A 13,557-nucleotide genomic window follows, 5' to 3' on the forward strand; every position below is an offset into this window, starting at 1 on the left:
AAAAGTTATGAACCTTTAAACAGTAGAGAAAAGCCTATGGAACAATGAAAGACCTAAGATGGGAATATCCTAATTCCTCATCAAATTACCTTTTACCTATTTTTTTTGAGAATACTATTTAAAATTAACAAAATCATCAATCACTCATGAATGAAGATCGCAAAAGACGAGGGATGGCAAACAGCAAGTTCCTCACAGCGGTAGCTATCAGCGCGCTGTTTTTAAGCAGCGGCAATGTACTGGCTACTCAAACCAACACCGGCAGTTCCCTGGAAGTGACAGAACAGCTTCAGAATCAAACGGTCAGCGGTTTGGTTGTAGACGCAAGTGGCGAACCGGTTATCGGTGCCAGCGTAGTGGAAAAAGGAACAAGTAACGGTATCGTTACCGATATTGACGGTAAATTCACACTGAACGTAAAACAAGGGGCAACTCTGAAAATCTCTTATGTAGGTTATCAAAGCCAAGAAGTTAAAGCAAGCAGAACAATGAAGATTGTGCTGAAAGAGGACAGCGAATTGCTTTCGGAAGTTGTCGTAGTAGGTTATGGTATACAAAAAAAGGAGAATCTGACAGGTGCGGTTTCTTCTGTCGACGTTAACAAAACCCTGGAAGGACGTCCTATTGCCGACGTGGGTCGTGGATTGCAAGGTACTACGCCGGGATTATCAATTGTTGTACCCAGCGGTGAAGTAGGCTCCGACCCTACTATCAAAATCCGTGGTCAGATAGGCTCTATCGATGGTGGTTCCGAACCGCTTATTTTGTTGGACAACGTGGAAATCCCCTCTATCCAAATGGTGAATCCGGATGACATCGAATCCATTTCTATTTTGAAAGATGCCGCTTCAGCTTCTATTTACGGAGCCAAAGGTGCTTTCGGTGTTGTATTGATAACCAGCAAGAAAGGTGCGAAACAGGAAAGTATCAATGTATCTTACTCCGGAAATTTCTCCTGGCAGAACATATCAAAAAAAATGGAAATGGCCGGTATTGACGGATTGGACTATACAGTAAACGCTTTTGAACGTGTAGGCGGCACAAAAGCAGGAGCTTTCTGGCTTGTGGACCGTACCAGTTTTGAAAAAGCAAAGGAATGGCAACAGAAATGGGGCGGCAAGATTGGCCCTAACGACCCGTTTGTTTATGGCCGCGACTGGTATTATGGAGCCGACAAGGCCAAATACAGTATAAGAACTTTTGATCCATACGACTACATGATTGAAGAGTGGACTCCTGCCATGACACACAACCTGTCTGTAAACGGAAAAAGCGGAAAAACCACTTTCAACATCGGTTTGGGCTATTTGTCACAAGACGGCTTGATGAAAACCGCCAAGGAAGATGACTTCAGACGTTGGAACGCCTCTGTAAAAATAAGCACCGAATTCAATAAATACGTAACCCTGCGCGCCGGTGCTATTTATTCAAAACGCGACAAGAGATATGCTTACGCCACTTCTTCCATGACTGCCGACCCGTGGTTATATCTTTACCGTTGGGGACCGACAATGCCAATGGGATATAATGAGGACGGGCAAGAACTCCGTAGCCCTGCATCCGAAACACGCCAGGCAAATACCGCCAATATTGAAAACAGCTATGCCAACATCAATATCGGTGCAACCTTGAACATCACCAAAGACTGGAAATTTGACATAGACTATACATATGCCAACGAACAGGAAATCACCAATCGTCCCGGAACACGCTACACAGCCGCCAACACATGGGGTGCGGCAACAGCAAAAAAAGATGACGCCGGCAATCAGGTTTATGTAGACGAAAACGGCAATACCGTCTCCGCAGATGCTCCCGGTGCAATGCCGGCCTACGCATTAAGTTACTTTGAATATACCAGTTCCGGTGCAAATCCTGACCATATCTATCGCAAAACTACAAACGCCAACCGCAATACATTGAATATCAATACCAACTACAATTGGCAGATTGACGACAACAACAATCTGAAAGTCATGCTTGGTATGAACCGCGTAACTTGGGATCAAAAATACAACTGGAACCAGACTACTAAATTAATGGACCTGGACAATCCGCAATATGACCTGGCATACGGCACACAGACCGGTAGCGGCGGCAGCGCATGGGACGGACAACTCGGTTTCTACGGACGACTGAATTACAACTTAATGGACAAGTATCTGGTAGAAGCCAACTTGCGCTATGACGGAACTTCCAAGTTCCCGTCCGACTTGCAATGGCGCTGGTTCCCGTCTTTCTCTCTCGGATGGCGTGCCAGCGAGGAAGCGTTCATGCAGTGGGCAAAACCCGCTTTGAGTTCTTTAAAACTTCGTGGTTCTTGGGGTACTATAGGTGACCAGACTGTCAGCAACAAACTCTATGTATCTACCATGAATACAGGACAAAGCGCATGGATTGGCGGCGATGGCAGTAAAGTAGGTTATGTAGGTACTCCGAGTGCCATCATTCCTTCAATCACCTGGCAAGACATTACTACGCTTGATGTAGGTGTAGATGCACGCTTTTTCAATGGAGAACTTGGATTTACGTTCGATTGGTACCAACGTGATACCAAGAATATGATTGTACCCGTAGGCAATGTTTCGCTGGCTTTTGGTGCAAACTCTCCAAAGGGCAACTTTGGTTCATTGCGTACAAAAGGCTGGGAAATCGCTTTGGATTATAATCACCGTTTCAAAAACGGACTGGGCATCAACGCCATGTTTACATTATCCGATGCTATCACGGAAATCACAGCATACGGCGATACCAAAAGCATAGACAGTTGGTATGTAGGCAAGCAATATGGTGAAATCTGGGGATATGAAACCGACAGATTATATCAGAAAGAAGACTTCCTGTACAATTCGGATGGCACATTCCAGAAAGTATGGCTGAAAGATGGAAAAGTTTATGATGTAAAGACTGCCGGAGCGAAAGAAATGAACAAACTCAGTGATCCCAAAGCAGCTTATCAGGACTACCTGCAAGGTGGCGACTTTGTATTCGGCCCAGGTGACGTGAAATACAAAGACCTGAACGGCGATGGTTCTATCAACGACGGTAGCCGTACCATAGACGATCATGGAGACTTGAAGAAAATCGGTAACTCTACTCCACGATACGAATATGGTTTCCGTCTGGGTGCCGACTATAAAGGCTTCGATGTATCCGTGTTCTTCCAGGGAGTAGGCAAGCGCGAGGTTTGGGGTGCCGGTTTCTTGGCTATTCCGGGCTTCAACTCAGCCGATGGTGCCATGCCGCAAGCCATTGCAGGCAACTTCTGGAAAGAAGACCGTACAGACGCTTTCTATCCCCGTGCATGGAATTTAGGTGGCCCGGGCTTGGGTGACTCCGGCTATAGCTACAACATGCAAAAACAGTCACGCTATCTGTTAGACATGTCTTATCTTAGAATCAAGAATATAACAGTAGGTTACACGCTTCCCAAAGACTTGCTCAAGAAAGTATGGATACAGAAGGCGCGCGTTTATTTCGCACTTGAGAACTTCGTCACTTGGGACAAGCTGAATGGTCTGCCAATCGACCCGGAAGAAGTTAGCGGCTACTCGATGTTTGCCGATAATGCCGCCAAAGATAACTATAACTCCGGCCGTACAGGCGTTGGTACTCCGACATTCAAGAGCATGTCAGTTGGTATTCAGTTGAACTTCTAAAATATTGATACAATGAAAAAATATATATTTGCTTTATTTTCAGCTGCGGCACTCATGTTTGCCAGTTGCGATGACGTGCTGGACCGTCCACAGTTGAACAATCCCCAGGATGACAATTACTGGAGAAACGAAACAGACTTACGTTTGTTTGGCAATGGCTTCTACACAAACTATTTTGTAGGATACAATAGCAGTTGGGGAACGGCATACGCTCCTTTGCGCGGTTACAATTTCTCAGATGACGTAGCCTACTCGGGCAAACAAAGTTCATTTGAAAATTCAATTCCTGCCAGCCGTGGCAGCAGCAGTGAAGATGTGGCTTGGTTAGGTTCTGCATTCGCTGGTCCTAATTGGAATTTTGCCTGGGTACGCAAGGCAAACTTATTCATCGACCGTATCGAAAATGTGGCAAAGCCTAAACTTAGCGAAGAGGCTTATAAACATTGGAGTGCGGTAGCCCGTTTCTTCCGAGGTTATGAATACTGCCGCCTGGTCAGCGTATTCGGCGATGTGCCCTACTACGACAAGGTATTCTCCGAAACGGACGAGAAAGAAATGTTTAAAGACCGCTCTCCCCGTACGGAAGTAATGGAAAAGGTCTATGCGGATTTTGAATACGTATTAAACAACAACATGCGTTTGGATGACGGCGCACAGTATCTGAACAGATATATTGCCGCCGGATTCATCAGCCGCCTGATGCTGTTTGAAGGTACCTGGCAAAAATATCACAACGGCGACCAGGCATTGGCCAAGAAATACCTTGAAATGGCACGTGATGCAGCTCAACTCATTATTAGCTCCGGCAAATGGGAAATCAGCGGCGAGTTCCGCGGTCTGTTCGGTTCGCAAGATTTGAAAGGACATAAAGAAGTACTGATGTATCGCCACTATGATGCTGCTTTAAATGTGACGCATCATGTAGCATCTTATTCAAACGGACAAGAGAACCAGACTCCGGCTCCAAACCTGGCATTGGCTGAATCTTTCATTTGTCAAGACGGAAAACCTTATCAGGCAACGCACACAGACCCGGATATGGCTGATGCCGGCAAATTAGACATCAAGAACATGATTAAAACACGTGACCCGCGTTTTGAAGCGACATTTGCCAATGTTGCTAAAATTGAGTCTGTAACATTGTTGTATGCCACTAAATTCATCGACCGTGTCGGTCCATCGTTGAAAGACCCAAGCGGAACAGCCATTTATGCAAGTATGACCAATACGAACGACTATCCTGTCATGCGCTATTCAGAAGTATTGCTAAATTGGCTGGAAGCAAAAGCCGAACTGGCATTAAGCTATGGCGGCGCAGCTGTTACTCAAACCGACATCGAAGTTTCAATCAACGCACTGCGTAAACGCCCGTTGGACAAACCGGCAACTGATAATGGCGTCAAACAGACAGCGCCAATGCAACTGGCTGATATTGACGATAATTTCGATCCGGCACGAGACAAAGGCGTTGTCAGCATCACAGGTGATTATGCAGTTGACCCTTTAATCTGGGAAATACGCCGTGAACGCCGCATGGAGTTTGTATTTGAGCATTCTCGTCTATTAGATTTGAAACGTTGGAAAAAGTTACATTATATGGACAATGCGTTGTATCCGAATACCGCATTAGGTTTATGGGTGAACATGAAGGAAGAAGTTCCCAGTTATTTGGAAGCCAACAAAGACGGAACATGGCCGGGAAGAGAAGTCATAAATGCCAACGGCGATAGAATTAAATACGATGGAACAAATGCAGATGCTATGGTGGGCTACTATGTTCCATTGGGTGCCAGCAATCGTGACGGATTTACAGAACGTTCTTATTGTGCCCCTGTAGGTCATGCCCAAATCAACCAATATAAAGAAAGAGGTTATAAATTGACTCAGACTAGCGGTTGGTAACAAGAAACGTATCAGTATTTAAGTAATAAATAAAAAGCCTGCCCATTCTACAAAAAATAGAATGGGCAGTTTTTTATACAGCCATATCCGTACACACACGAATTGAATATATAAGTTAAATGCACAAGGTAATAAGTTCAGTATTTTCTTGGATATCAATCTAACCAGCCAGCAACCAAATTGCAAATTAATAATTATAATACCAAATATTCGTAAATAAGTGTTTTTGATATTAAAATAAAAAGTATCTTTGTTCCATACAAGTTCCCTTAATAATACTATTATGAAGAAACTTCTACTATTGACTTTCCTATTGTGCAGCTCACTGTTGTGCCAAGCACAGAAAGAACGCGTTATCTTGGGTGACGAACAGACCTCGGCGTATTTTCCAATCCTGAAAGGCAAACGGATTGCAATCTTCTCCAATCACACCGGAATGGTGGGAGACAAGCATCTGCTGGACATCCTGCTGGAGAATAAATTCGATGTAGTAGCCATCTTCTCGCCCGAGCATGGATTTCGTGGAGACGCCGATGCGGGAGAACATGTATCCAGTTCGGTCGATAAAAAGACAGGAGTGCCCATTCTTTCCCTTTACGACGGGAAAGACAAGAAACCGAGCGAAGCATCCATGAGGAAGTTCGACATACTGGTTATGGACATACAAGATGTAGGTTTGCGCTTCTATACCTACTATATAACAATGTGCAGGCTGATGGACGCATGTGCAGAATACAACCGCAAAGTGTTACTGCTGGACCGCCCCAATCCGAACGGGCACTACGTGGACGGACCGATACTGGACATGAAATACAAGTCCGGCGTAGGCTGGCTGCCTATCCCCATTGTACACGGCATGACGCTGGGCGAGTTGGCGTTAATGGTGAACGGCGAACGCTGGTTGCCTGCTTCGCGTGTATGCGACCTTACCGTTATACCTTGCAAGAACTATACGCACCAGACGAAATACGTATTGCCCATTCCGCCGTCTCCCAACTTGCCGAACATGAAGTCCATCTACCTCTATCCGGCGACCTGCTACTTCGAGGCTACGCCCGTCAGCCTGGGCAGAGGCACCTCATTCCCCTTTCAGGTGTACGGACATCCCAACATGAAAGGGTATGATTACAGCTTTACGCCTAAAAGCATCCCCGGAGCCAAAAATCCTCCGCAGCTGAACAAGCTGTGCCACGGCGTAGACCTCAGCAACATGAGTGACGAAGAGATTTGGAAACGCGGAGTGGACCTGACCTATGTCATCGATGCTTATAAGAACCTGAATATGGGCGACCACTTCTTCCGTTCGTTCTTCGAACTGTTGGTCGGTACCGATTACGTACGCAAGATGATAGAGGCCGGAAAGAGCGCCGAAGAGATTAAAAGCCGTTGGAAAGAGGATGTGGAGAAGTTCAAGGAACAACGGAAACCCTATCTGCTTTACCGGGAATAACCATTCCTAAATTATCAACTTACTTGTAACAACTAATACCCAACGACTACCATGAGTCCACTATCCGTTATCATCACTATTGCCGCCTACTTCATCATACTGTTCACCGTGTCGTACATTGCCGGCAGAAAAGCAGACAATGCAGGTTTCTTTGTGGGCAACCGCAAATCATCCTGGTATGTGGTCGCCTTTGCCATGATCGGTTCCAGCATTTCCGGGGTGACGTACGTATCCGTGCCCGGCATGGTTGCCGCAAGCAACTTCGGTTACCTGCAAATGGTACTGGGATTTATTGCCGGGCAGCTAATCATCGCTTTCGTCCTGACACCCCTGTTCTACCGGATGAACCTGATTTCCATTTACGAATACCTGGAGAACCGCTTCGGCATGTCCTCATACCATACGGGAGCCTGGTTCTTCTTTATCTCCAAGATGTTGGGAGCGGCGGTGCGCCTGTTCCTCGTCTGCCTGACACTGCAGTTGCTGGTATTCGAGCCTTTCGGACTGCCGTTTATCCTGAATGTTGCCATCACCGTGGCATTAGTATGGCTCTACACCTTCCGAGGCGGCGTAAAATCGCTTATCTGGACAGACTCCCTGAAGACTTTCTGCCTCGTGGTATCGGTCGTATTGTGCATCTGCTACATCGCTTCCCACCTCGACCTCTCCTTCAGCGGCATGCTCGGCACCATTGCCGACAGCGACATGTCACGCATCTTCTTCTTCGACGATGTCAACAGCAAGCAGTATTTCTTCAAGCAATTTTTCGCCGGAGCGTTTACCATGATAGCCATGACCGGTCTGGACCAGGATATGATGCAACGCAACCTCAGTTGCAAGAACTTCAAAGACTCGCAGAAGAACATGATTACGAGCGTTATCTCACAGTTCTTCGTCATTCTGCTATTCCTGATGCTGGGCGTCTTGCTCTACATATTTGCCGGCAGCCAAGGCATACAGGTAGTCAAAAGCGACGAACTTTTCCCCGTAATCGCCACCGGAAACTACTTCCCTGCCGTCGTAGGCATCCTGTTTATCATCGGGCTGATTTCTTCCGCCTATTCGGCAGCCGGCTCCGCACTGACAGCGCTCACCACCTCTTTCACCGTGGACATCCTCGGCACCAAAGGAAAGACGGAAGAAACGGTTGTCAAAATCCGCAAACGGGTGCACGTGGGAATGGCGGTCATCATGGGCATCACGATTTTCGTATTCAACCTGCTGAACAACACCAGTGTAATCGATGCCGTATACATCCTGGCAAGCTACACATACGGTCCTATCTTGGGCTTGTTCGCGTTCGGCATCTTCATGAAGCAGCAGGTGCGCGACAAGTACATCCCATGGGTAGCCATCGCCTCCCCGCTGCTGTGCTTCATCCTGCAAAAGAACTCGGAAGCCTGGTTCAACGGCTACCAGTTCAGCTACGAACTGCTGATATTCAACGCACTGTTCACATTCACCGGGCTCTGCCTCTTGATAAAGAAAGACAAAAAGAACATTTAACTTAACATCATCATGAGTGTAAGACTTCACTTTTTATTCAGCATGCTTGCCGCCGCCCTTATCCCCCTGCAGGGCGGCGCGCAAGAGCTTCCGGCAGAGACCCGCCGGGAGATAGGGCAGTTTCTGGATGCCACCGCACGAAAAGAGATATCCGTAGGGCGCATCGCCATCGACTCGGTCGCCATAACGGGCAACACCCTGCAACTCTTTGCCAACATGAACTGCTCCTACATTCCTTTCCGGGAAACGAACGTGGCAGAGATTTATCAAGGCATCCGTGCCCTGTTGCCGACGGAGTTCGCCAAATACAGGCTTCAACTGCGCACCAACAAGCACAGCATCGAGGAACTGATACCGCAAGCATTGCGTTCGAAGAAAGATAAAAAGGCACTGACCTTCAGCCAGCACGTAAAAAAGCCTTTGGTGACCAGGCTTTCCAAACCCTATACCCCCACCAATGGTCTGCAGAACCGCCACATAGCCTTGTGGCAAAGCCACGGCTTCTACTACGAGCCGAAGCTCAACCGCTGGGAGTGGCAGCGTGCCCGCTGCTTCCAGACCGTGGAAGACCTGTACACGCAAAGCTTCGTACTCCCCTACCTCGTCCCGATGCTGGAAAATGCCGGAGCCAACGTACTGATGCCGCGTGAGCGCGACTGCCAGACTGCCGAAGTCATCATCGACAACGACGGCTGCCCGGGCACACACTCCACGTATGCCGAAAGTGCCGCAGACAAAGCATGGACACAAGGCGACGGAGAAGGGTTCGCACACCTCCGTCCGCAATACATCGAGTTCGAAAACCCCTTCAAAGAAGGAACGTTCCGCGCCGTAGAGACCATCAAGAAAGGAAAAGAGAGCATTGCCGAATGGGTACCCGACATTCCTCAAAGCGGACAGTACGCTGTCTATGTGGCTTACCGGACCGTTCCCAACAGCAGTGACGATGCCCTCTATACCGTTTATCACAAAGGCGGAACATCCCAATTCAAGGTCAACCAGCAAATGGGCGGCGGCACCTGGATTTATTTAGGCACGTTCGGTTTCGATGCCGGAAAGGACAGCCGCTTTAAAGTGACCCTCAGCAACCGTTCTGCCAAAGCCGGAAGAACCGTGACAGCCGATGCCGTGAAAATCGGCGGCGGCATGGGAAACATCGCCCGCCGTATCTCGGAAGAGGGAGCGACGGACAACCTGAAGAGCTCCGACAAGACCGCCAATACGGCAAACGCCACAACCGGCGCACAGGCAACGCATCGGTCCGCGTATGTGTCCGAATACCAAAAGAGCGGCTATCCCCGTTTCTGCGAAGCCGCCCGTTACTGGATGCAATGGGCAGGTGTGCCGGACAGCGTCTATTCCGACAGCCACGGCAAGAACGACTACACGGACGACTACAAAAGCCGCGGTATATGGGTGAACTACCTTGCCGGCGGTTCTGCCGCCAATCCCACGGAGCGGGGGCTAAACATCCCGGTAGACATGGCGTTTGCCTTCCACTCGGATGCGGGAACCACCATCAACGACTCCATCATCGGGACACTCGGCATCTACCAGACCGATGCCTACAACGGCGTATTCGCCAACGGCGCATCACGCTACCTGTCCCACGACCTGACAGACCTGATTCAATCGAACATCGTACGCGACATCCGTGCGCTGCACGAACCGCAATGGACGCGCCGCGGCAAATGGAACCAGTCGTACTACGAAGCCCGCGTGCCGCGCGTGCCGACAATGCTGCTCGAACTGCTTTCCCACCAGAACTTCGCCGATATGCGCTACGGCATCGACCCGCGCTTCCGCTTTACGGTGAGCCGCGCCATTTACAAGGGCATGTTGCAGTTCCTCTGCTCGCAATACCGCATGGATTACGTTGTGCAGCCTTTGCCGGTAGACCATACGGCGCTGCGCATGATTGGCGAAGACGAGGTTGAGCTGACCTGGCAACCGGTGAACGACCCGCTGGAACCGACAGCCACCCCCGATAGATACATCGTCTATACCCGCATCGGCAACGGTGATTTCGACAACGGCGTGATAGTCGGCGGCACCAGCTACCGCACCACCCTTCCCGCCGGAACCGTATGCAGCTACAAGGTGACCGCCCTCAACAAAGGCGGCGAGAGCTTCCCCTCCGAAATCCTCTCAGCCGGACGGGCTTCCGGCAGCAAGGGACGTGTATTGGTGGTCAACGGCTTCGACCGCATCAGCGCTCCCGCCGACTTCGTTGCCGCCGCACCTGCCGGCACGCAACTTGCCGGCTTTCTGGACGATTTGGACCACGGCGTGCCCTACATCAAAGACATCAGCTACATCGGAAAGATGAAAGAGTACCGCCGTTCCGTTCCCTGGATGGACGATGACGCATCCGGCTTCGGCGACAGCTACAGCAACTACGAGACGCAGGTCATTGCCGGAAACACATTCGACTATCCCGCCCTGCACGGAGCCGCCATACTGAAAGCCGGCTACTCCTTCGTGTCGTGCAGCGACGAAGCCGTTGAACACGGACAGGTCTCCCTGAACGATTACAAACACACCGACCTTATCCTCGGCAAGGAGTGCCAGACCAAGATAGGCAGAGGCGGCGTGAAGCCTTTGGAGTTCAAGACATTCAGCAAGCCGATGCAGGAACGCATCACAGCCTACTGCAACGGGGGCGGCAACATCTTCGTATCCGGAGCGTATGTAGGAACGGATCTTTGGGACAACCGCCTTGCCCCCGCCAACGAAGAGGACAGGAAATTTGCCACGGAAGTGCTGAAATACAAGTGGCGCGCAGGACAAGCAGCCCTGACGGGCAAGGTGAATTGCGTAGCTTCTCCCTTCCCTTCCCTTGCGGGAGACTACACCTATTATAATAAGCCGAATTCGGACATGTACGTCGTGGAATCGCCCGACGCCATCGAGCCTGCCGTGAAAGAGGCATACACCGTGATGCGCTATCCGGAGAACAACCTCAGCGCCGGAGTCGCCTACCGGGGAGCCTACAAGACCTGCGTCTTGGGATTTCCTTTCGAGTCGATTCGCACTGCAGAAGAGAGAGCATGCCTGATGAACGCCATCCTGACGTTCTTCGACACGCCTGCCAAGAAATAACGTATAACCTATAAAAGACCAATCATCATTTATGAACCGAAGACTATTTATCAGCGTCCTGTTTGCCTGCCTGCTACCGCTTGCGGTGCAGGCGCAGCAGGGTGTGTTCCGCTTCGCACACCTGACGGACATTCACTTGAGCCCCAACAATCCCAACCCGACGGAAGACCTGTTGCGTTCCGTCGCACAAATCAATGCGACCGACAGCATCGACTTCGTACTGGTGACAGGCGATATCGCCGAAGAGGGCGACCGCGCCACCATGCAGAAAGTAAAGTCATGCCTCGATTTGCTGAAAGCGAAGTATTACGTAGCGTTGGGCAACCATGAAACCAAATGGAGCGACTCCGGCTGCACCGCCTTCGGCGAGATATTCGGCGGCGAACGGTTTGAGTTCGAGCACAAAGGCTTCCTGTTCTTAGGCTTTAACTCCGGTCCGCTGATGCGCATGGCATACGGGCATGTCGTTCCCCAGGACATCCGCTGGATGAAAGCGTGCATGGACCGGTACAATGCAGGCAACCCCAAGCTGGACAAGCCTGTGATACTTGCCACCCACTATCCGATGACGGAAGGGGATGTGGACAACTGGTATGAAGTGACGGACGCCGTGCGCCCGTACAACATACGCCTGTTTGTGGGCGGGCACTACCACCGCGACCGCAACATGCGCTACGACGGCATTCCGGGCATCCTGATGCGCAGTAACCTGCGCGACAAGGACGAGAAACCGGGTTACGGCATCTATGAAGTGACGAAAGACTCCATCCTCGTCTATACGCAACGCATCGGAGAACCCAAAAAGCAATGGGCGGCTTTCTCCCTGACGGAAGCCTACTACGACCGCAACGGCAAAGCCGGGAAGTATCCGGACTTCTCCGTAAACAAGGAGTACCCGCAAGTGAAAGAACAGTGGGTGGTGCAAACCGGAGCAGGCATCTACTGCTCGCCGGCTGTGGAAAAAGAGAAAGTATTCGTCGGCGACGACATGGGACGCCTGACCGCATATACCCTTAAAAACGGCAGGAAACTGTGGAGCTTCCAATCCGGAAACCGCATTGTAGGCACCCCTGCCGTAAGCGACGGGGTGGTAGTGTTCGGTTCCGCCGACCGCACGATATACGGGCTGGACGCCCAAAGCGGCAAACAGCTGTGGAGCGTGAAAACAGACGGTCCCGTACTGGGAGCGGTCACCATAGCGGACGGCATTGCCTACATCGGTGCCAGCGACCATACATTCCGCGCCATAAACATCTACACCGGCGACGTAAAGTGGAACTTTACGGACGTAAAGGGCTACATTGAGACCAAGCCCCTGGTAACGGGCGACAAGGTTATCTTCGGCGCATGGGACAACACCCTGTACGCACTGGACAAAGCCGACGGAAAAGCGCTATGGAAATGGACAGGCGGACTGACCCGCATGCACTTCTCTCCCGCCGCCGTATGGCCCGTGGCAGCCGACGGGAAAGTATTCATCACCGACCCGCAACGCGCCATGACCGCCGTCGACATCCATACGGGCAACACCGTATGGCGCACCTTCCAATCCATGGTACGCGAGACAATCGGCCTCTCCGAAGACGGGGAACGCATCTACAGCAAGACCATGAACGACAGCATCGTCTGCTACTCCGCCAAAGGCGACCAACCGCGCCGGCTGTGGGCGTCCAACGTCGGCTTCGGCTACGAGCACGCCCCTTCCATGCAGGCGGAAAAAGAGGGAGTAATGTTTGGAAGTACCAAAGAAGGGCTTATCTTCGCACTGGAAGCCAAGACGGGCAGAGTGCTGTGGAAACATAAAATCGGCAACTCGCTTATAAACACCGTAGTGCCGATCGGCAACAACCGGGTGCTCTTCACCGCTACGAGCGGGGAAGCGGGAATGCTGAGGTTCAGGAATTGAGAATTGAGAATTAGAAATTAAGAATTAGGAAT

General features: G+C 50.4%; 6 protein-coding genes. All 6 read left to right on the forward strand.

Annotated elements, in window-relative coordinates; translation table 11 throughout:
• Positions 1-146: 146 nt before the first annotated feature.
• The 6 genes from QZ327_RS10210 (at position 147) to QZ327_RS10235 (ending at position 13,525) form a co-directional block, all read left to right on the forward strand.
• Positions 147-3,659, forward strand: coding sequence for a TonB-dependent receptor (locus tag QZ327_RS10210; protein WP_294618949.1), 3,513 nt, complete (start codon positions 147-149; stop codon positions 3,657-3,659).
• Between the two features lie 12 nt (positions 3,660-3,671).
• Positions 3,672-5,561, forward strand: a complete 1,890-nt coding sequence (locus QZ327_RS10215; RefSeq protein WP_294618951.1) for a RagB/SusD family nutrient uptake outer membrane protein — start codon at positions 3,672-3,674, stop codon at positions 5,559-5,561.
• Between the two features lie 283 nt (positions 5,562-5,844).
• Positions 5,845-7,011, forward strand: a complete 1,167-nt coding sequence (locus QZ327_RS10220; RefSeq protein WP_294618953.1) for a DUF1343 domain-containing protein — start codon at positions 5,845-5,847, stop codon at positions 7,009-7,011.
• A gap of 51 nt (positions 7,012-7,062) precedes the next feature.
• Complete coding sequence (locus tag QZ327_RS10225) at positions 7,063-8,517, forward strand: sodium:solute symporter (protein WP_294618955.1); 1,455 nt, start codon at positions 7,063-7,065, stop codon at positions 8,515-8,517.
• A 12-nt stretch (positions 8,518-8,529) separates the two neighbouring features.
• On the forward strand, positions 8,530-11,619 hold the full coding sequence (locus QZ327_RS10230) for a xanthan lyase (RefSeq protein ID WP_294618957.1): 3,090 nt from the start codon (positions 8,530-8,532) through the stop codon (positions 11,617-11,619).
• A gap of 31 nt (positions 11,620-11,650) precedes the next feature.
• Positions 11,651-13,525, forward strand: coding sequence for a PQQ-binding-like beta-propeller repeat protein (locus QZ327_RS10235; RefSeq protein ID WP_294618958.1), 1,875 nt, complete (start codon positions 11,651-11,653; stop codon positions 13,523-13,525).
• Positions 13,526-13,557: the final 32 nt, after the last annotated feature.

Source organism: uncultured Bacteroides sp., from assembly GCF_910578895.1.
Classification (GTDB): Bacteria; Bacteroidota; Bacteroidia; order Bacteroidales; family Bacteroidaceae; genus Bacteroides.

Coding starts and splice junctions, on each gene's coding strand:
- QZ327_RS10225 (WP_294618955.1), top strand. CDS start 7,063: ATGAGTCCACTATCCGTTATCATCACTATTGCCGCCTACTTCATCATA.
- QZ327_RS10210 (WP_294618949.1), top strand. CDS start 147: ATGAATGAAGATCGCAAAAGACGAGGGATGGCAAACAGCAAGTTCCTC.
- QZ327_RS10215 (WP_294618951.1), top strand. CDS start 3,672: ATGAAAAAATATATATTTGCTTTATTTTCAGCTGCGGCACTCATGTTT.
- QZ327_RS10235 (WP_294618958.1), top strand. CDS start 11,651: ATGAACCGAAGACTATTTATCAGCGTCCTGTTTGCCTGCCTGCTACCG.
- QZ327_RS10220 (WP_294618953.1), top strand. CDS start 5,845: ATGAAGAAACTTCTACTATTGACTTTCCTATTGTGCAGCTCACTGTTG.
- QZ327_RS10230 (WP_294618957.1), top strand. CDS start 8,530: ATGAGTGTAAGACTTCACTTTTTATTCAGCATGCTTGCCGCCGCCCTT.